Origin of the sequence: Leuconostoc palmae, from assembly GCF_019656075.1 — a bacterium.
GTDB classification, from domain to species: domain Bacteria; phylum Bacillota; class Bacilli; order Lactobacillales; family Lactobacillaceae; genus Leuconostoc; species Leuconostoc palmae.
This window is the reverse complement of record NZ_BPKZ01000002.1, coordinates 15,870-36,885: the sequence shown is the minus strand read 5'-3', so window position 1 is coordinate 36,885 and position 21,016 is coordinate 15,870. Positions and strand designations below refer to the sequence as shown.

General features: G+C 35.4%; 21 protein-coding genes. 2 read left to right on the top strand and 19 right to left on the bottom strand.

Features of this window, described 5'->3' with window-relative positions:
• Window positions 1–70: 70 nt before the first annotated feature.
• From tsf to K5Q12_RS01650, 4 genes are all read right to left on the bottom strand, one after another.
• Window positions 71–946, bottom strand: a complete 876-nt coding sequence (gene tsf, locus K5Q12_RS01665) for a translation elongation factor Ts (RefSeq protein ID WP_220742005.1) — start codon at window positions 944–946, stop codon at window positions 71–73.
• Between the two features lie 129 nt (window positions 947–1,075).
• A complete protein-coding gene (rpsB, locus tag K5Q12_RS01660) occupies window positions 1,076–1,852 on the bottom strand; it encodes a 30S ribosomal protein S2 (protein WP_220742004.1) in 777 nt (258 codons plus the stop codon).
• Window positions 1,853–1,995: 143 nt separating this feature from the next.
• Window positions 1,996–2,283, bottom strand: a complete 288-nt coding sequence (locus K5Q12_RS01655) for a GIY-YIG nuclease family protein (protein WP_220742003.1) — start codon at window positions 2,281–2,283, stop codon at window positions 1,996–1,998.
• Complete coding sequence (locus K5Q12_RS01650; RefSeq protein WP_220742002.1) at window positions 2,277–3,035, bottom strand: tRNA1(Val) (adenine(37)-N6)-methyltransferase; 759 nt, start codon at window positions 3,033–3,035, stop codon at window positions 2,277–2,279. Before K5Q12_RS01650 ends, K5Q12_RS01655 begins: the two co-directional genes overlap by 7 nt.
• Before the next feature lie 59 nt (window positions 3,036–3,094).
• Between K5Q12_RS01650 and K5Q12_RS01645 the strand changes: the two genes are divergently transcribed.
• Window positions 3,095–3,730 (top strand): lysophospholipid acyltransferase family protein, encoded by a 636-nt coding sequence (locus K5Q12_RS01645; RefSeq protein WP_220742001.1) that lies wholly within the window; start codon window positions 3,095–3,097, stop codon window positions 3,728–3,730.
• 10 nt (window positions 3,731–3,740) lie between these two features.
• Here K5Q12_RS01645 and K5Q12_RS01640 read toward each other — a convergent pair whose 3' ends face one another.
• A complete protein-coding gene (locus K5Q12_RS01640; protein WP_220742000.1) occupies window positions 3,741–3,974 on the bottom strand; it encodes a YneF family protein in 234 nt (77 codons plus the stop codon).
• 192 nt (window positions 3,975–4,166) lie between these two features.
• On the opposite strand from K5Q12_RS01640, the gene lexA reads away from it, so the two are divergent.
• Window positions 4,167–4,802, top strand: a complete 636-nt coding sequence (lexA, locus tag K5Q12_RS01635; RefSeq protein WP_220741999.1) for a transcriptional repressor LexA — start codon at window positions 4,167–4,169, stop codon at window positions 4,800–4,802.
• Window positions 4,803–4,833: 31 nt separating this feature from the next.
• Here the strand turns inward: lexA and pyrE are convergent, their stop codons facing one another.
• The 14 genes from pyrE to coaBC form a co-directional block, all read right to left on the bottom strand.
• Window positions 4,834–5,466, bottom strand: coding sequence for an orotate phosphoribosyltransferase (pyrE, locus tag K5Q12_RS01630; protein WP_220741998.1), 633 nt, complete (start codon window positions 5,464–5,466; stop codon window positions 4,834–4,836).
• Window positions 5,463–6,170 (bottom strand): orotidine-5'-phosphate decarboxylase, encoded by a 708-nt coding sequence (gene pyrF, locus K5Q12_RS01625; protein WP_220741997.1) that lies wholly within the window; start codon window positions 6,168–6,170, stop codon window positions 5,463–5,465. The genes pyrE and pyrF overlap by 4 nt, the downstream gene beginning before the upstream one ends.
• A gap of 27 nt (window positions 6,171–6,197) precedes the next feature.
• The gene (locus K5Q12_RS01620) at window positions 6,198–7,115 is read right to left on the bottom strand and encodes a dihydroorotate dehydrogenase (RefSeq protein ID WP_220741996.1); all 918 of its coding nucleotides are present in this window, start codon (window positions 7,113–7,115) and stop codon (window positions 6,198–6,200) included.
• A 52-nt stretch (window positions 7,116–7,167) separates the two neighbouring features.
• The gene (carB, locus tag K5Q12_RS01615; RefSeq protein ID WP_220741995.1) at window positions 7,168–10,347 is read right to left on the bottom strand and encodes a carbamoyl-phosphate synthase large subunit; all 3,180 of its coding nucleotides are present in this window, start codon (window positions 10,345–10,347) and stop codon (window positions 7,168–7,170) included.
• On the bottom strand, window positions 10,340–11,428 hold the full coding sequence (locus tag K5Q12_RS01610; RefSeq protein ID WP_220741994.1) for a carbamoyl phosphate synthase small subunit: 1,089 nt from the start codon (window positions 11,426–11,428) through the stop codon (window positions 10,340–10,342). Before K5Q12_RS01610 ends, carB begins: the two co-directional genes overlap by 8 nt.
• A gap of 30 nt (window positions 11,429–11,458) precedes the next feature.
• Entirely contained in the window at window positions 11,459–12,736 is a 1,278-nt protein-coding gene (pyrC, locus tag K5Q12_RS01605) for a dihydroorotase (RefSeq protein ID WP_220741993.1), read from the bottom strand.
• Window position 12,737: 1 nt separating this feature from the next.
• Complete coding sequence (locus K5Q12_RS01600) at window positions 12,738–13,637, bottom strand: aspartate carbamoyltransferase catalytic subunit (protein WP_220741992.1); 900 nt, start codon at window positions 13,635–13,637, stop codon at window positions 12,738–12,740.
• Between the two features lie 191 nt (window positions 13,638–13,828).
• Window positions 13,829–14,461: a signal peptidase I gene (gene lepB, locus K5Q12_RS01595; protein WP_220741991.1), complete on the bottom strand. Its 633-nt coding sequence runs from the start codon at window positions 14,459–14,461 to the stop codon at window positions 13,829–13,831.
• 39 nt (window positions 14,462–14,500) lie between these two features.
• Entirely contained in the window at window positions 14,501–14,854 is a 354-nt protein-coding gene (locus K5Q12_RS01590) for a YlbF family regulator (protein ID WP_220741990.1), read from the bottom strand.
• 42 nt (window positions 14,855–14,896) lie between these two features.
• The gene (locus tag K5Q12_RS01585; RefSeq protein ID WP_220741989.1) at window positions 14,897–16,972 is read right to left on the bottom strand and encodes a PBP1A family penicillin-binding protein; all 2,076 of its coding nucleotides are present in this window, start codon (window positions 16,970–16,972) and stop codon (window positions 14,897–14,899) included.
• Window positions 16,973–16,975: 3 nt separating this feature from the next.
• Window positions 16,976–17,446, bottom strand: a complete 471-nt coding sequence (locus K5Q12_RS01580) for an arginine repressor (RefSeq protein ID WP_220741988.1) — start codon at window positions 17,444–17,446, stop codon at window positions 16,976–16,978.
• A gap of 49 nt (window positions 17,447–17,495) precedes the next feature.
• Complete coding sequence (gene argS, locus K5Q12_RS01575; RefSeq protein WP_220741987.1) at window positions 17,496–19,193, bottom strand: arginine--tRNA ligase; 1,698 nt, start codon at window positions 19,191–19,193, stop codon at window positions 17,496–17,498.
• Between the two features lie 221 nt (window positions 19,194–19,414).
• On the bottom strand, window positions 19,415–19,684 hold the full coding sequence (locus tag K5Q12_RS01570) for a hypothetical protein (protein ID WP_220741986.1): 270 nt from the start codon (window positions 19,682–19,684) through the stop codon (window positions 19,415–19,417).
• 91 nt (window positions 19,685–19,775) lie between these two features.
• Window positions 19,776–20,978 carry a bifunctional phosphopantothenoylcysteine decarboxylase/phosphopantothenate--cysteine ligase CoaBC gene (coaBC, locus tag K5Q12_RS01565; protein WP_220741985.1) on the bottom strand — a complete coding sequence of 401 codons (1,203 nt, stop codon included), beginning with the start codon at window positions 20,976–20,978 and terminating at the stop codon, window positions 19,776–19,778.
• Between the last annotated feature and the right edge of the window lie 38 nt (window positions 20,979–21,016).

Here is a 21,016-nt window from a genome sequence, read left to right as displayed (position 1 = left end):
CTCTTCAATTATAGCAAAATATTGCCACAAAAAAAGTACGTCATTTTAGATAACGCACTCTTATGTAAGATTAACCTAATTGCTTTGCAACTTCTTCTGCCAAATCAGTTACTTTCTTTTCAAGTCCATCTCCTACTTGATAACGGACAAATGACTTGACAGATCCGTTTTGTGAAGTAATAAATTGTTCAACGGTTTGGTCCCCATTTTTAACAAACGGTTGATCCAATAGTGAAATTTCGGCCAAGAACTTTTTAATACGTCCTTCTACCATCTTTTCTTTAATATTATCAGGCTTACCAGCTAAGTCTTCAGATGCTAATTGTACTGCCTTTTCTTTTTCTACAACTTCTGAAGGCACATCAGCATCAGAAACGTATTGTGGTGCAATAGCTGCAATATGCATGGCAATATCTTTTGCAGCTTCTTCTGAAGCACCATCAACAACAACAAGTGCAGAAATAGATCCTGCTAAATGAGAATATGCGCCAAAGTTTTCCGAATCTGCCTTTTCAACCACAGCAAAGCGACGCAAAGTAATTTTTTCACCCGTAATTTGAGTTGTACCAATGATTTTATCGTTCAAAGTTTGACCAGCTTCTACTTCCAAAGCTAAAGCTGCTTCAACATTGGCAGGTGAAAATTCAACAATAGTATTAGCAACAGCCTTTAACAAATCGTTGAACTCAGCATTTCCAGCAACGAAGTCAGTTTCTGAATTTAATTCAATTATTGCTGCCTTATTACCCTTAACAGCCACATATGTCATACCTTCAGCTGCAATACGGTCTCCCTTTTTAGCAGCTTTTGCCATACCTTTTTCACGAAGCAAATCAATTGCTTTTTCTAAGTCACCTTCAGCTTCAACCAAAGCTTTCTTTGCATCCATCATACCAACAGATGTTTTGTCACGTAATTCTTTTACTTGTGCTGCAGTAATTGCCATTATAGCGCTCCTCTAAATATTTATAACATGATTATATCATGATTTTCAAAGTTTCAAACAAATAAAAATGCCATTTTTGCATCCCAAACAGGTCCGCAAGGAACGGCATTTATTGTAAAAATATTAATATTAGTTATTGCCTTCTTCAACAATGTTAGCAATTTCTTCAATTGATTCTGTATTTTCATCACCAGCAACAAAAGCATCTTCTGGTGCTGAATCTTGTCCTTGACGTCCTTCGATTACAGCATCCGCCATCTTAGCAGTAATCAAACGAACGGCACGAATAGCATCGTCATTTGCAGGGATTTTTACATCAACAACTTCAGGATTAGCATTAGTATCAATCATTGCTACAACCGGAATGTTCAACATGTTAGCTTCTTTAACAGCGATTTCTTCTTTCTTAGGATCAACAACAAACAATACATCTGGCAAACCAGGCATATCCTTGATACCACCCAAGAACTTGTTCAACTTTTCGCGTTGCTTGTTTAACAAAACAACTTCTTTTTTAGGTAATTGTTCGAATGTACCGTCTTCGGCCATTGCTTCCAAATCCTTCAAACGTTGGATACGTGTCTTGATTGTGTTCCAGTTAGTCAAAGTACCACCCAACCAACGGTGATTGATGAAGTATTGTCCAGCACGTGCAGCTTCTTCAGCAATGGCATCTGAAGCTTGCTTCTTTGTACCAACAAACAAGAAGTTAGCACCATCAGTTGACGCATTACGCATAAAGTTATATGCTTCATCAACTAACTTAACTGTTTTTTGCAAATCGATGATATGAATACCATTACGTTCTGTAAAGATAAATTCATCCATCTTTGGGTCCCAACGACGTGTTTGATGACCGAAGTGTACTCCTGCTTCGAGGAGTTCTTTCATTGAAATAACTGCCATGACATGGCCTCCTAGGTTTTTCCGCCGACAAATTCGACATTTATAATGACATTGCTGCACCTATATAAACTCGTTTGCCGTGTGTATTTGTTGTTATTCACAACATAAATTATTATACTTGAATCAATTACTAAATGCAATAATTATTGCCATATTAGCTCTGATACACCTTTTTCTTTTAAAAACTTTTCTTTCTGACTTCTTTTTAAATGTTTAAAAGCATATTCAGCTTGCAACGCTAATTTTTTTGATTCAAAGGCTTCTGAATATATTAAACTTAACGGGTGCCTAGCATTTACACGAGTGAATTTAGCACCTTTTTTCGCTTGATGTGTTTTAAAACGTTTAGCAACATTATCTGTAAAACCGCCATAAAAATAAGAATCTGCAGTATATATAACATAAAAATAATAAGTTTTACTATTTACCATGATTCTCCATAAAGAATATTTTTAACTTCACTTGTATAATCGTTTTTTTCATTATATGCAATAATTGGTGGTAAAATACGAACTCCTCCAGGACGTCCTGATTTTATAGCTTCTATTAATACCATATTTGCCTCTTTATGCACTTTTCCATAAACAAATTGAATTCTTTTAATCATTAATTTTCGAGAAGCAAATGCAGCAAATATGTCTGATAATCTATCTGGTCGGTGAACCATATAAAATTTTCCGTTATTCTTTAAAAGTTTATTGGCCACTTGTGCCAATCCAGGTAAATCAATCGTTAATTCATGTCTAGCTAGTTGATAATGCTCATCTTGATTTGTTTTTGTCGTATCATTTAATTCAAAATATGGTGGATTAGAAAGTACAGTCTCAATTGATCCAGGCTTTATTTTATCAAAAATATTTTTCATATCAGAAGTTATAACATGTATTTTGTCTGATAAACCATTTAATTCAATACTTCTTTTTGACATTTCTGCTAGTTCATGCTGAATTTCAACTAAAATAACTTGCCCAACCGTTTTAGGAGAATAGAATAATCCTACCGCACCTGTTCCTGCACCCAAATCAACCGTTTGTCCTTTCCCCTTACCTTTAACATCGGCAAAATGAGCTAATAAAATCGCATCTAAAGAATATGAAAACATATCAGGATTTTGAATAATACGAATATTTTGAGAGGGTAATTTGTCAACGCGTTCACCTGGATTAAGAATTATTTTTGTCATTATGCTTTTCTCGCTTTATCGTGTAAAATATATAAGATAGTTTATGAGGTGAAATAGTAATGAAATTTTATGATTTTCTGCGATATATTGCAGTAGGTATTATTTGGAGTATTAACGGTCGTATAAAATATATGAATCGTGATAGAATTCCCAAAGAGGATAACTATATTTTGGTAGGTCCTCATCGAACTTGGTGGGATCCAGTGTGGTATGCAGTTGCTGCCTATCCAAAACATTTTATATTTATGGCCAAAATAGAACTATTTAAATTTGCTCCGCTTGCTTGGTTAATAAAATCGGCTGGTGCTTTTCCAGTAGATAGAGAAAATGTTGGTCCAAGTGTTATTAAAGTACCCGTCAAAGAACTAAAATCTGGAAAACGTTCTTTAATCATGTTTCCGTCAGGTTCACGCCATAGTGATGATTTAAAGTCTGGTTCGTTAATTATTGCTAAGATGTCAGGTAAAATGATTGTTCCTGCAGTATATCAAGGACCCGTTTCTTTTAAGCAATTGTTCAAGCGAAATAACACAATTATCAATTTTGGCAATCCAATTGTTGTTGATCGAAAAGATAGATTAGATAAAGAAAACATTACCAAATATACACAAAAGATACAAGATGCATTTGATCAATTAGATAGAGAAATTAATCCTGATTGGCACTACATTGACCCAAAGCGTGAAAAAAAATAAGCCTATAGGCTTATTTTTTTTGTGCTTGTTCGCTTTGTTGTTTCATTTGGGCCATCATTTGATTCAATTTTTTTTGTGATGGCTTTTGTCCCATAGACATCATCATCGATTTCATCATTTCCTCAGAAATTGGTGGGTTTTTGGCCAAATAACTTTTCATTGAGTTTCTTGCTAAGAAAAATCCTGCAACCAAACCGATAATAACACCAACAACCAAAACTAAAATTCCAAGTCCTAAATTCATATTTAAAGCCCCTTAATAAAATATCTAGATTTAATTATATCATAAAGAACACATAGGTTCTTACTATTGTTTTTTATAGTAAGATGAAACATATAAGTTCTTATTTTTTAATAAAAAACGAACAAACGTTTGATTAATCATCTTATCTCAGATATAATAATGGTAAATTAGTAATTAATAAGGAACCCCATCATGGCAATTCAAGAAAGTAAACAAATTCAAGTTTTAAGATGTATTTATGAAGCGCAAATTCATAATGGTTATCCTCCAACTGTTCGAGAAGTTGGTGAAGCAGTAGGCCTATCTTCTTCTTCAACAATTCATGGACACATTGAACGACTAGTAAAAAAAGGCTATTTATTAAAAGACACTTCTAAGCCACGCGCTAGAGCGATCGAATTAACAGACTCAGGATTAGAAGTTTTAGGTGTTGCAATTACCCCAGGACGAATACCTGTTCTTGGTCATGTCACTGCTGGCACTCCTATTTTGGCTGTTGAGGAAGAAGCAATAGAATTTTTCCCGATTCCAGATAATTTAATGCAATTTGATGGGGACATGTTTATGCTAAATGTTCATGGAAATTCAATGGTGAACATAGGTATCCTTGATGGCGACAAAGTCATTGTTCGAAAACAAGACAACGCTGATAATGGCGATGTTGTTGTTGCAATGAATGAGGATAATGAAGCGACTGTTAAAAGGTTTTTCAGAGAGGCCAATCATTTTCGTCTACAACCAGAAAATGATTCTATGTCCCCAATTATATTAAAAAGTGTTACAATATTGGGCAAAGTTATTGGTCTCTATAGAGATGCTATATATTAAAAAGAAGCGCAAATGGTGTTTGCGCTTCTTTTTAATTCATCCAACTTGTAGGATTTTTTTGCCATTCTTCTAAAGTAGCAATTTGTGTTTCACTCAAGTAACCTGCTGAAACAGCTATTTTTATTAATTGAGAATATGATGTCAAAGATTGAAATGTTAAGCCCTGATTTTTGAAATTTTGAGCCCCTTCAGGAAGTTCGTAAGAAAAAATTGATACCACGCCAAGTACAGTTGCTCCTTCATTTTGTATTGCTTTAACAGCTCCCAGAACAGAGCCACCAGTTGAAATCAGATCATCAATTAGCACAACTTTTTTGCCAGTAACATCTGCACCTTCACTCTGCCTTCCGGCGCCATGATCTTTAGGTTGAGATCGTACATAAATCATTGGCTTCTTCATATCTTGCGCTACCCAAGCAGCATGTGGTATGCCAGCTGTTGCAACGCCACCAATAATTTCAACGTCCGGATAATTCTCCCCAATTAATTGGCTAAGACCTTTATAAATTCTTTCTCTTACTTCTGGAAATCCAATTGTCATCCTATTGTCAGTATAAATAGGACTTTTAATGCCAGAAGCCCAAGTAAATGGAGATTCTGGCGAGAATTTTACAGCACCTATCTCAAGTAAATTTTTAGCAACTGCTTCAGAATAATCTATCATTGTACGTCTCCTTCTTGCCATTCTCTCAAAACACGTTGATAAGCTTGCAATGGATCTACGGCCTGAGTAATTGATCTACCAACAACCAAGCCAGAAGAATCATTTTCTCTTGCTTTTCGAGGTGTCATAACTCGCCTTTGATCACTAACATCATCGCCTAATAATCGAATACCTGGTGTTATACGTAAGAAACTTTCTTCGGTAGCCATCTTGATCATCGCAGCTTCATTTGCAGAACTAATTGTGCCATTAACACCTACTTGATAAGCAATTTTAGCTAAATGTTTGACACTATCGTTCATTGATACTTGCGTAAGCTGAGTTTTTTGCATTTCTTGTTCAGAAAATGATGTTAGCTGTGTAACCGCTAACAGTTTTAACTGCTTACTTTTATTTTGAACCGCTGCTTCAAGCATTCGTTTACCACCTGAAGCATGGAGCGTCAAATATTGGACATCCAATTTATTAATACTAGACACTGATTTAGCAACCGTATTAGGAATATCATATAATTTTAAATCTAGAAAAATATTGTATCCGGCGTCTCTGAGTTGTTTTACAAAATATGGTCCTTCTGAATAAAATAATTCCATACCGACCTTCAACGCTGGCTTTTTCTCCAACAGATTAAAAGGTTTCAAAAAAGAATTAACTGACTCTGCATCTGGAAAATCAAGTGCAATAAATATGTTGTTATCTTGCATAATTTGAACTTTCTTTAACTATTTGGACTACTTATTATAACTATTTGTAACATCGGTTATTCTATTAAATCCGTACTTATCTAAAGCGGTTGGCAATTGATCAATAAGTTCAGACATCAATTGATGATTTTGTGATAAACCTGTTCCAACTTGTACGGCACTAGCACCAGCCATTAATAATTCTAAAACATCGTCTGTAGTGTTTATGCCACCAACTCCTATAATAGGAATATTAACAGTTTGCGCAGTTTCGTAAACGAACCTAACAGCTATTGGGTGAACAGCTGTCCCTGACATTCCACCAATCCCTCTCGCTAATTTTGGTTGTCGTTTATCTAAGTCAAAACTCATACCAACAACTGTGTTAATTAAGACAATACCGTCCGCACCAGCTGCTTCAACTGCTTTCACGATAGGTTTAATATCTGTTACGTTCGGCGACATTTTAGCGTAGATTGGTAAATCAGTGACATCACGTATAGCCTGAATAACTTGAGCTGCTGATTCTGCTTCGACACCGAAAGCCATACCACCACGATCTACATTCGGACAGGATAAATTAACTTCAATTGCTGTGACATAACCTGTTTTTGTCAATCTTTTTGTTAGTTCAACATACTCATCGACTGACTCGCCAGCTATAGATGAAAGCACTGGCAAGTCTTTATATTTTTGATGAATTGCAGGCAATATTTCCGAAGTTACATAATCAATGCCTGGATTAGCAAGTCCAACTGAATTTAAGATACCACTCGGTGTATCAACAATCCACGGTTGCGGATTTCCTGCACGTTCATCTAAAGTAACTGTTTTGGTTACTAAAGCCCCCGCATTTTCAATTTTATATCCCTTATCTTCAAGACCATAATAAACTGCCCCTGAAGCGTTCATTATAGGATTTTTTAAATCAAGACCTGGTAATTTAACTGCTAACCGATTTTCCATATTGTACACTTTCCTTTTTGACTTTGCCTATTAAAAAGCTTATTGACAATGACTATTTCATTTCATTAACAGCAAAACTTCTACTTTCTAACACATCTAGAAATGCGTTAACAGTATCAAGCGCTGTAAATAGCGGTACAGCATTTTCAATTGCGGCGTTTCTAATTAACTTCCCATCTGACTCTGCACGATCATCTGCTTGAGTTGTATTGATCACAACTTGTAGTTTTTGGTCACGCAAAGCCATAACAGAGTTATTTTTAGATTCAGAAATTTTGTCAAGAATTGTGACTGGTATATCTTGTTCAGCGAAAATTGCGCCCGTTCCAGCCGTTGCAAAAATGCCAAAACCTAAATCATAAAAACGTTTTGCCAAGTCAGTCACTTCTGACTTATCATCATCAGCGACTGTAAACAGTACATTACCATATTTAGGAACCTTAATATTTGAAGCCACAAAGGCTTTATACAAAGCTTTTGGTAAAGTAGTATCAGATCCCATTACCTCACCCGTGGACTTCATTTCTGGTCCTAACAGGGAATCAACATCTGGTAACTTTGTAAATGAAAATATTGGTGCCTTAACGTGAACCATATCATCACTTGGAACTAACCCAGTCGTAAATCCCATCTCTGCTAATTTTTCACCTAACATCACACGAGTTGCCAGTTGAGCTAATGGTAAATGAGTCACCTTTGATATGAATGGCACAGTTCTAGAGGCTCTAGGATTAACTTCAATAACATAAGCTGTATTATCATGAATAACAAATTGTACATTCATTAATCCAATTGTGTTCATAGATTTTGCTAAATTAATGGCAGCATTTGTCATCTCATCTTGAACTTTTTGAGATAAATATTGTGGCGGATAAACTGACATGGAATCTCCAGAATGGACCCCTGCTCTCTCAATATGTTCCATAATTCCTGGAATCACGGCTGTTTCACCATCTGATAATACATCTACTTCAGCTTCTTGTCCTACTAGATAAGAATCAATGAGTACCGGATGATCATTCGAGACTTTAACCGCACGTTGCATATAGTCTTCTAATTCAATATCAGAAGATACAATTTCCATAGCTCTTCCACCAAGTACATAAGATGGTCTAATCAATACTGGGTAGCCAATTGCTCTGGCCGCTTCGACAGCTTCAACTATAGTAGTTGCTGTTTTACCTACTGGTTGTGGCAAAGCTAAGCTTTTAATAACTTGATCGAATGCCTCTCTATCTTCTGCACGGTTAAGATCTTCAACAGTTGTCCCTAAAATATTAACCCCATTTTCGAAAAGAGGCTGTGCTAAATTAATAGCTGTTTGACCACCGAATTGTACAACCACACCCATTGGATGTTCCAAATCAATTACGTTCAGCACGTCTTCGAGAGTTAATGGTTCAAAGTATAATTTATCAGAAATTGAAAAATCAGTTGAAACGGTTTCAGGATTTGAGTTCATGATAATAGCTTCATACCCAGCACGCTGAATTGCCTTTACTGCATGAACTGTTGCGTAGTCAAATTCAACGCCTTGTCCGATTCTAATCGGCCCAGATCCTAATACAATTACTGATTTTTTATCAGACTTAATTGACTCATTTTCTCTTTCGTAACTTGCATAAAAATAAGGTGTTTGTGATTCAAATTCTGCAGCAACAGTATCTACCATTTTATAAACAGGCAATATTTGTGCATCACGTCTAAATTGACGTATTTCTGAAGTCTTTTGTCCCCAAATTTTAGCAACTGTTTCATCAGCAAAACCATTTTTCTTAGCATAAAGCAAGTAGTCCTTGTCACCAATATGCTGTTTCAAGTCATGCTCAATTTCAACAATATGTGATACTTTATCTAAGAAAAACTCATCAATCTTTGTTTTATTATGTATTGTTTCAATACTTATGCCTCTACGTAATAAATCTGCAATCATAAACAGTCTATCATCACGAGCCGGCATTAAAGCATCTAAAAGTTCTTCATTTGTTAAATCATCAAAAGTTAAATCATTTAACCCTGTGGCACCAATTTCAAGAGAACGCACAGCTTTCAACATAGCTTCTTCCATGTTACGACCAATGGCCATAACTTCGCCTGTTGCCTTCATTTGTGTTCCTAATCGTCTATCAGCTGTAGCAAATTTATCAAACGGCCAACGCGGAATTTTAAAAACAACATAGTCTAACGCTGGTTCAAATTCAGCTTTTGTTGTTCCAGTTACTGGATTGATAATTTCATCTAGAGTCAAACCTACAGCAATTTTAGCAGCCATTTTTGCAATAGGATATCCTGTTGCTTTTGATGCCAAAGCAGATGATCGAGAAACTCGTGGATTAACTTCAATAATGTAATACTTGTATGATTTCGGATCTAATGCCATTTGAATATTGACACCACCTTCAATGCCCAAAGCACGAATAATTTTCAAAGCAGCATCTCTCATCATCTGGACCTCACGATCAGACAGTGTCTGAACGGGTGCCGTAACAATTGAGTCACCTGTATGCACACCGACTGGATCAAAGTTCTCCATTGATGCAACAACGAGCGCATTGTCATGAGCATCTCTCATAACCTCAAATTCAATTTCTTTAAATCCTGCAATTGAACGTTCAATCAAAACTTGTGTTACAGGAGATAAATCCAATCCATTCGCAGCAATTGCGGTCAGTTCCTCATGCGTTGTTGCGATGCCACCGCCTGTACCACCTAAAGTATAAGCAGGTCGAACAATCACTGGATAGCCATGTGTATCGGCAAATGAAAGTGCCTCATCTATCGTAGTTGCAATAACAGATTCTGGAATCGGCTCATTTAAACGCTCCATAAGTGCTTTAAACTCTTCTCGGTCTTCAGCCTCTTCAATAGCAGATAATTTAGTACCCAAAAGTTCAATTTGTAACTCATCTAGAATGCCAGCTTCTGACAAATCTTTTGCCATATTTAAACCAGTCTGTCCACCTAAAGTTGGTAAGATAGCATCAGGCCGTTCTTTACGGAGTATTCTTTCAATAAAATCAATTGATAAAGGTTCAATATATACTTTATCAGCAATTTCTGCATCAGTCATAATAGTTGCTGGATTAGAGTTAACTAAAATAACATAATAGCCTTCTTCTTTTAGACTAAGAGCAGCTTGTGTACCCGAATAATCAAATTCTGCTGCCTGCCCTATTACAATTGGTCCTGATCCAATAACCAGTATTTTTTTTATATCGTTACGCTTAGGCATGCTGTGCTGTCTCCTTCTGTGATTGTACAATCATGTTTAAAAAGTCATCAAATATATACTCCGCATCATGCGGACCAGGCGCAGCATCAGGATGAAACTGCACAGAAAATGCATTGTGTCCTTCTAATGCTAATCCTTCGACTGTTAAATCATTAATTTCTTCGTGCGTAACAGATAACCCTGTATTTGCAAGACTTTCGCGTTCAACTGCATAACCATGATTTTGAGAAGTAAAATCTAATCTTTCTCTAGACAAATTTCTAACAGCATGATTAAAACCGCGATGCCCAAATTTCATTTTAAAAGTCTTAGCCCCATTTGCTAAAGCAAATAACTGATGGCCTAAACAAATGCCCATCAACGGTAATGTTTCCTGCAAAGTTTTAATTGTTGGAATTGCATAACTCGCATCTTCAGGATTACCCGGACCATTTGATAACAAAATACCATCAGGATTGGCAGCAAGCACTGTTTCAGCAGATACCGTTGCTGGAAAAACCATTACATTAACGCCACGTTTAGCAAGTGATCGTAAAATAGAATTTTTTAGACCAAAATCTATTAAAGCAATTGAAATGCCATCAGTTGGATTTTGATATTGTGTTTTAGTCGTGGCGCGAGCTACCAAGTCCGTACTAGGTTTGAAATCTGCTAATTCTGCAAATACTTCGTCTGTCACCTGATCAACAAGAGAAGCCTTCATAACACCATTATCGCGTAATTCTTTTGTTAAAGATCGAGTATCAACACCTGTAATTCCTGGCATACCCGTACGTTCTGCCCATTCAGGTAAACTCATCATTTTACGCCAATTACTTGGTCTACGTGCAATTTCATGTACTACAATTGCTGAAGCTGCTGGTCTCAAGCTTTCAAAATCATCACGATTAATACCATAATTTCCGATTAAAGGATAAGTGAAAACAATCATTTCACCTCGATATGATAAGTCAGTAATTGATTCTTGATAACCTGACATACCAGTATTAAAAACCAATTCCGCTATAATACTGGTATCCGCTCCAAATGCTTCTCCTTCATACACTGAACCATTCTCTAGTACTAAATAACGTTTTTTCATATTTTTATCCTTTTATTTAAATTCTCATGATTAGGGTTTTAAGTGATAAACTATCTTACCTTCTACCCAAGTCGCTAATGTGGTACCATATATTTCCCAACCAATAAATGGTGTATTTTTCCCCAGAGATTCAAAATCGTTTACTTTTATTGTCGACTTATGATCAATGTCAAATAGTGCCATATTTGCAATTTGCCCATCTGCAATTTTGGTTGGTGCTTCTAATTGAAACGCATTTATTGGTGCATTAACCATGCGTTGAATTAATGTTTCTAAAGTAATCATACCGCTCTTTACTAAGTGCGTATAAAGCAATTGAAAACTAGTTTCAATACCTGTAATCCCAAATGGTGCTTCCTTGAAGGATACTGACTTTTCTTCGGTGCCATGTGGTGCATGGTCAGTTGCAACCATATCAATCGTGCCATCAATTAGCCCTGCAAGAACAGCCTCTCTATCTTCTTGTGATCTCAAAGGAGGGTTCATCTTAAACAAGGCGTTATCTGAGTGAATATCACTATCCGATAATAAGAGATGATGTGGTGATACTTCAGCAGTTACTTTCACACCTTCCCGTTTTGCAATTCTAACTAACGCTACAGACTCTTTAGTAGATATGTGGGCAACATGGTAATGTACACCTGTTGCTTTAGCAAGAACTAAATCTCTTGCTAATTGTGCACTTTCTGCCAAATCTGTGATCCCAGGCAATCCTAATTTTTCAGCAATTTTACCACTATTCATAACGCCATCATGTAACAAAGAATTATCTTCAAGATGCGCAACTAAAGGCTTATTCACTTGTGCGGCTGCCACCATAGCATGCAACATTGTATCAGCTGTTTGCACACCCTTTCCGTCATTACTAAAAGCAATGGCTCCTTCATTTGACATTGTTCGTATATCAGAAATTTCTTCTGATATTAGATTACTTGAAATTGCACCATATTGTTCTATATTAACGACACCATGTGCTTTATTTAAGACAATTTGTTTTTTTATTCGTTCAGCTGTATCTGGCACCGGATTAAGATTTGGCATTGCTAGAACAGTTGTAAAACCACCTCTGGCAGCAGCCCTTGAGCCAGTAGCAATTGTCTCTTTATATTCAAATCCAGGCTCACGAAAATGAACATGAACATCTACTAAACCTGCTGATAAAAATGCACCATCTGCATCGATAACTTCAACACCTTCAGCAGGAATTATTTTATCGCCTACCTGCTTAATGTATTGCCCATCAATTAAGATATCCTGCTGTTTTAAATGACCATCAGTTAATATTTTGGCATTTGTAATTAATTGCATATTATTCCTCCAACACAAACTTTAAAATTGCCATACGAGCGAACACACCATTTCGCATTTGTTCAAAAATTCTTGATTTTGAAGATTCTACTAATTCATTTGCAATTTCTACATCACGATTGACCGGTGCCGGATGCATCACTATGGCATTATCTTTAAGCTTCTTATATCGACTAAGTGTTAATCCGTATTTTCCATGATATTGTCTACTTGAAAAATACTGATGTTCTGTTTGTGTAATTCGCTCATGTTGTACTCTCAAAAACATTACGACATCCTGTTTATCCAACTCATAATCTATATCAACGAATTGTCCAAACTGCTTAAAATCTTTTGGTTGCCAATTTTCAGGTCCGGAAAAACTAACTTCAACACCTAATTTATTTAAAATTTCTGCATTCGAGCGTGCTACTCTTGAATGTGATAAATCACCAATAATCCTCACTTTTAAGCCATCAAAATGCGAAAATTCTTCGTAGATGGTTACTAAATCTAACAAGCTTTGCGATGGATGCTGCCCACTGCCATCACCTGCATTGACTAGTTGTGGAATTTTCTCTGGATCATTTTCTGAAATAATATTTTCATACCAACTATTCGTCGTATGTCTGACTATGGCTACGTCGATACCAATTGCCTTTAATGTTTTCAACGTATCACTCAAACTCTCGCCTTTTGACATTGAGCTATGTTGCGGATCAATGATAATTTGTTGAAAACCTAACTTATTTTCTGCCATCTGAAAACTGCTATATGTTCTCGTAGAATTTTCAAAAAATAGATTGACAACTGTTTTATCTGATTTTTCATTAGAATTCTTTTGCTTGAGTTTTATTGAGTGTTCAACTAAGCGTATCACATCACTATTTGATAATGAATTTATATTCAGAAAATGACGCATAATTCTCCTTTTTATACAAAAAAACGTGTAAGCCAATTGACTTACACGTTTTAGAAAATTATAGACTGAGTGTGCATTATCTGTAACAACACCTTGTCTAATCGAATCTAAAATCCTTGTAAGCCTCTCTGGACTTAGTTAAAGGGTTTTTCTTTTCTCAATATTATCATTTTTTGCTAATACAAGCAAACTTAATTCTCAAAAAAGTGTTTATTTTGATGATTTATATTTTGCTTGGCAGTATTGTCAGTATTCCAAAAGGGTACAATCACTTTTCCGGTGATGTGGTTTTTATCAATAAACCCGAAGTATCTACCATCGTTAGAAACCGATCGATGATCCCCCATCACAAAATATTCACCTTGAGGGACAGTTTCGTGATTTCTATCTTTTTTCTGCCACATATCTGTTGAAGAAAGTGTTTTCAAAGACCATGAACTGCCAAATGACATTTCTGTTCCTTGTGTACGTTCATCAATACCGATATAATCTTGGTTGACTAATTTACCATTAACATACAAATTAGAATTTTTATAAGAAACTGTGTCACCGGGTATACCTATGATGCGTTTAACATAGTCCTTTTCCCCGCTCTTAATTCTTGGATCTTCATCTCGAGCATCAAAGACAATAACATCCCCTCGCTGATAAGAAGATATTTTACTTAAAATAACGAGTTCCTTATTTTGCAAGTTGGGCATCATTGATGGCCCATTTACGTGTGCAAGTGTAAATAAAAATGTACGGACTAAAACTACCACAATAGCAGCGGTAGCAATAGGTATGATCCATTCTTTTAAAAAGTGAATAAACTTATTTTGCATAATTTTTCTCTTATGATTCTAAAATGAGCATCTTAAAAATTATTGACGAATCTTTGAGTAAGCTTCTGAAACTGGCTTTGTCACAATATCATTAATTTCGGTTAGGACTGTGTTTAATGCTTGTTCTGTAGAAAGTAATGCTGTAATTAAAGTATTCTTTTGAACCTCTGATGCAATAGTATCCCATTCCTTTTCTTGTTCTTCAGATGGTTGTTGCTGAGATTGCATCATCTGTTGAACTGACATTTGTACAGTTTGGAACTGATCAAAAAGTTTTTTTGCTTCATCATCTTTTTGAATGGCATCAAACGCAGATTCCCAATTTAGGTATTGCTCTGTTTGCTTCAAAACTTTTGCCATTTCATTAGCATTATCATAAATATTGACTGTCATTATTATTTCCTCAATTCTTTTTATTTAAGTATAGCAGTTGTTTTAGTTACCACCAAACAATCCTTTTATTGTTTTCCAAGTTTTATCAGCACCATCTACAGCTTTATTAATGCCATTAGAAAAATCTGAAACAATATTGTTAGGCCAATTACTATTATTATCAGTATTTGAAGGATTAGATGGTGTATTTGGATTAGCCACACTGAAGCTAGTTCCTGGTGTGTTAGGTAATATCTGTTCTAATGATGTTTTCACTAAAGGCCCCATTGTTGCTGTCAATCCTAGTGGTAGACTATTATTATTACTTTTATCACTATCAAGTCCCATCCAAGTTGCTTGAACAATATCTTTTGTATAGGCCATTGCCCAAGAATCTTTCGAGGATTGGGCATTCTCTAGGTCATTTGAGTTTTCTGTTGTTCCTGTTTTACCAGCAATTGTAAACCCTGCTGGTGAAGCACCTAGTCCTGTTCCATTCGTATAAGTTCCTAACATCATTCTTGTCATATTGTCAGCAACACGTGAACTCAAAACCCTTGTTTGTTTAGTTTTTGGTTGTGAGCCTATCACTTTACCAGATGCATCAACAATTTTTGTAATAAAGTGTGCATTACTCATAACACCCCCATTAGCAAAAGCAGTATATGCCTGCGCCATTTGCATTGGTGATACTCCTGTAGTTAAACCACCTAAGGCTAAAGCAAGCGATTTATCTTTTTCGGACAATGGCAAACCAAACTTTTTTGTGCTTTCATAGCCAGCATTAACACCAATCTTATTTAGTAAGTATACTGCTGGTACATTATATGAATGTTCAAGAGCTTCATACATTGGTACATCATCAGTCTCGACATTAAGCGCATTATGAACTTCTTTATTACTTGAACCAAACTTTCGTGTAGTATTTGGTAATAATGTTTCAATATTGTACCCTCGCTCTAACGCAGGTGCATAAACAGCAATTGGTTTAATAGCCGAACCTGGCTGCAACTTTGATTGTGTAGCATAGTTAAATCCTCTAAATGTATGATTGGCGCTTCTTGAACCAACAATTGCTCGTACACCACCATTCTTTGCATTTAAAACAATACTTGCTGCTTGAGCATCAGTATTGTAATTAAACATCGCATTGTTTGCAAAATCATCTTGTAAGTTAGTTTGATCTTGTTGATTTAAGGTTGTATAAATTTTATAACCACGATTCATCACATCTGATTCAGTTAGACCATAATCTTTGATTGCTTCACTGATCACTGAATCAAAGTACCATGGATATTTGTAACTATTTCCACCACTATAGGTATCATTCAATGTCATCGGTGCTGCTTGTGCTTCTTTAAATTGAGCTGCCGATAATTTTTTGTTTTCAACCATTGTATTCAGAACAATGTTACGTTTTGAAATGGCAGCCTGTGGGTGATCAATAGGATTATATAATGCTGGACTAGGCAACATAGCCGTTAATGTTGCGGCTTGAGAGGTTGTCAATTCACTCGCATGTACACCAAAATATTTTTGAGCAGCATCTTCTACTCCCCACACACCATTACCAAACCAAGCATTATTCAAATACATAGTTAAGATTTGGTTTTTCGAATAGTCTTGTTCAACTTGCATAGACAAGAAAATTTCTTTTGCTTTTCTCGTGACAGTTTGTTCTTGATTTAAATAGGCATTTTTAACAAGTTGTTGTGTAAGAGTTGATCCACCACCCGCTATAACATTAGATCCCATTAGTTTATTTTTAAAATTAAGTAGCCCCGCACGCACAATACCCTTTACAGAAAAGCCAATTTCATGGTAAAAATTTCTATCTTCACTTGAAATAACAGCATCTCTCATATTTTGAGAAATTTGATTATAAGCTACGTAGGTCCCTTTTTGAGAGTATAATTCACCAGCCTTAGAACCTGAATCATCGTACACAGATGTAGTTTGCGATAAAGTTGCTTGTAAATTTTTTACATGAGCTGTTTTGGCTAAAATAACGCAATAAACACTCAGTATTAGAAAAGCACTGAGAAACAGCACAATTAATAAACGCCAAACTTGCCATCGCTTAGTAAAAGGGCTTATCTTAAGATGTATTTGTTTAACAAAATTTTTTAACCAATTCATATATTAACCTATCAGGGCTGCCCAACGTTTTGTTAATACAGCAGCACTTTCTTCATCAGGGCTTGTAATATAAATTGTATCAAATCCCGCTAAAGTTGCCACAACCTCTGGCAGATTAGCATCATCAATTACACCTGCAACAGCATTCCCACTTGAATCTGTTGTCTTTATAATAGTCATAAATTGGACTTGTTTTACAAAAACAGCATAATCTTTAATTGCCTCATCAACTACATTCGAATTAATCTGTGTCTCTATCGTATCAGACGTATTTTTTAATTGTTGATATCTTAAATTACCATTCACATCTTTCACTCGAACAATGCCCAATGCGCGAATATCACGTGAAATCGTGGTTTGTGTTGTCTCAACATTATAACGCTCCAGTTCCACTAATAAAGCTTCTTGACTTGTAATGGCTCGTTTTTGAATAATATCAAGGATCAATGCTTGCCTTTTTTGTTTAGAAATCATTTAGTTCTCCTCATTTATTAGTAGTTGGGAACAGAAATTTAAACCAATCCTACATTTCTTCAGGTGCTTTAACACCTAGTAAACGCAAACTTTCTGACAAAACAATTGACACTGACTTAACTAATGCAAGTCTCGCATTTAATTGATCATCAACCGTTAAAATTTTTGAATTAGCATAATATTTGTTAAATGCACGAGATAAATTAAGCGCATATTTAGCAATGATACTTGCTTCGCGTTGTTGCCATGACCTTTTTATAATTGAGGGGAATTGATTTAAGGTTGAGATAATATTCCAAGTTGCAATATCATCTAATTGTAGTTCATCAGACGATATTGATACATCTTTCTCAGATTTTCTTAGGATCGATAAAGCGCGAGCATTTGTATATTGGACATATGGTCCCGTATCACCCTCAAAGCGAACAACCTCTTCCAAATTAAAATCGAAATTGTTTGTACGATCATTCATTAAATCATGAAATACAACAGCTCCCGCACCTACTTGTTCTGCAACTAATTCTTTATGTGAAAGAGAAGGATTTTTCTCTTGTATTTGCTTCAATGCTAGGTCATGAGCATCATTTAGTACATCTTTTAATAAGACAACATCGCCTTTTCTAGTAGACATTTTCTTACCATTGAAAGTTATTAACCCAAAAGCAATATGCTCAACATCATCAGCCCAGTCAAATCCCATTAATGACAAAACTGCTTTCATTTGCACAAAATGTTCTCTTTGCTCACCACCAACGACATATAAAGATTTCGCAAAGTTGTAGGTTTCTTTACGATAGACAGCCGCAGCCAAGTCTCTTGTCATGTAAAGGGTAGCACCATCTGTACGTTTAATCATAGCAGGAGTTAAATTAGGATTAACATCTGACAAATCTACAATTTTAGCCCCTTGCGATTCAATCAATATTTCTTTCTTTTCAAGAGTGTCTACAACCTTATCCATTTTATCATTATAAAATGCTTCCCCATTAAATGAATCAAATGTAATATCTAAGCGATCATAAATTTCAGTAAATTCTTTAAGTGACTCTGCTCTAAACCATTCCCATAGCTTCAGTGCTTCTTCATCACCATCTTCTAGTTTTTTAAACCAAGCACGTCCCTCATCATTTAAGGTCTCATTAACCTTTGCTTTTTCGTGGAACTCAACATAATAACGTAAAAGTGTAGCAATGGGGTCAGCTTTTACTTCTTCTTCTGATCCCCATGTTTTATAAGCATAAATTAATTTTCCAAATTGTGTTCCCCAATCACCTAAATGATTAATTTTAACTGGGATATACCCATTTTTTGCAGTAATATTAGCCAAGGCATTCCCTATTACTGTGGAACGCAGATGCCCCATAGACATTGGTTTAGCAATATTAGGTGATGACATATCGATGGTAACCTTTGACTGATTCCCATCTTTATTTGTTCCAAACTCATTTTTTTGTGATAAAATTTCTGTCAATACTGATTGTGATGTTGAGACTTTGTCGAAGAAAAAATTAACATATGGTCCAGTAGCAACGACTTTTTCAAATAGTGTTTGATCTATTTTTGAAACGATATCCTCAGCAATTTGTTGAGGATATTTCCGTAACAATTTAGCTAACGCAAAAGTTGGAAAAGCTATATCACCTAAATCAGATGACTTTGGTGATTCTAATTTTTCTTGAATTTCTTGCGCTGATAAATTTTTAATAACGCCTGATAATGTATTAGTGACTAGTTCATTGTTACTCATGTCTATGATTTCCTTTTTAAATTATCTTCTATTATACAATATTTATTTTGGATAATAAAAAGACTCGTCTCATTTTACAAGAGACGAGTCTTTACCCGCGGTACCACTCTAATAGCTTTCGCCACTCTATATATAAATAAATGACTCCAAGTACGCGCCGTTCTCATTATGGTCCAACTCACATCAACTTGGACTTGCTTAACATAACTCTTTGAACTTCTTTACTCTTCAGTGTCTGCAACAGTATTTTCTGGTACTGGAGCATGCTTAATTACTTCAATCTCATCCATGCGCACAACAGCACGATGATTCATTTCATTTACTGCTGGTTGATCTCCTAAATCATTTTCTGTTATTTCAACCAGTAGTGAATTTTCATATACTTTTTCAACTTGTCCAGTAAAAGGTTTCTCTAAATTACCATAAGGTGGTGCTAATAAAATATCACCAACATGATACTTTGATGCTTTTGTTTCTTCTTCATCTGCCATTGTGGTCAGCGTATTAATTCATATAGTGATTTAAACCAAAAATTAACACTTTCCTCCTGTAATCAATGTATAACATCCAATTTTAACATATTTAATTAGTATTTACAATCTCAGAAATACTATCAATTATTATTCTGGCAATCTTAATCTTGGATTGTTTTGTAACAACTTTTGGTGAGTATTTTTGAGATATGATTGTGACTGAATTATCATCGGAAGAAAAACCAATTTCAGAATTACTAACATCATTGGCAATTATCATGTCCGCATTTTTCTGATTCAACTTATTTTGTCCGTAAGAAACTATATTTTGTGTTTCGGCAGCAAATCCAACAACAATTTGATTTTTATTCTTGATGCTACCAATGGTTTTTAATATATCTGGATTCTGAATTAACGTTAACTGAAGCGGATAATTGTCTTGCTTTTTTATTTTGTGTTCTACGTATGTCATTGGTCTAAAATCTGAAACAGCAGCCGCAGCTATAAAAATATCAGCATGTTTAAATGCAATCATTGACTGATCAAGCATTTCTTGTGTAGACTTTACAAAAATCTTCGTCACACCATATATATCTTCTTTGTCAACTGTTGTAATCAATGTTACATGACATCCAGCTTCCACAGCTGCTCGTGCTAGAGCATATCCCATTTTCCCACTCGAACGATTAGTTAAGTATCTTACTGGATCCAATGCTTCAACTGTACCACCAGCAGTAATCACAATATGTTTACCTTTTAGTTTTCCTAACTTTGCTTGTAATCTAATACTTGCCTCAGCAATGATTTTTTCTGGTTCTTGTAACCTTCCGTTTGCTTCATATCCCTCTGCTAAAAAACCATATTCAGGATCAATAATTAACCAGCCATCATTTTTGATTATATCTAAATTACGCTTTACAGCAGCATTATTTAGCATCGCGTCATTCATTGCTGGAGCAATAATTTTATCAGCTTTTGATGCCATTATCGTTGCCGTTGCAGCATCATCTGCGATACCATTGGCAATCTTTCCTATAATATTTGCTGTTGCAGGAACCACAAATATATAGTCGGCCCAATTTGCCCATTCGATATGTACAACTTCTCGATCATAAGAGCTAAATAAATCAGTTAACACTTCATATCTCGATAAAATTGAAAGCGTTTTACTTGGTATAAATTCTTCAGCTGATTTAGTCATCACCACACGAGTACTTGCACCTTGTTTTATTAACAAACGTACTAGGCTAGCAGACTTATAAGCAGAAACACTTCCAGAGACAACAATCAAAACTTTTTTATTTTTAAACATATTTCTCTTTCTGTACAAGTTTATTCCAAATCAATTGT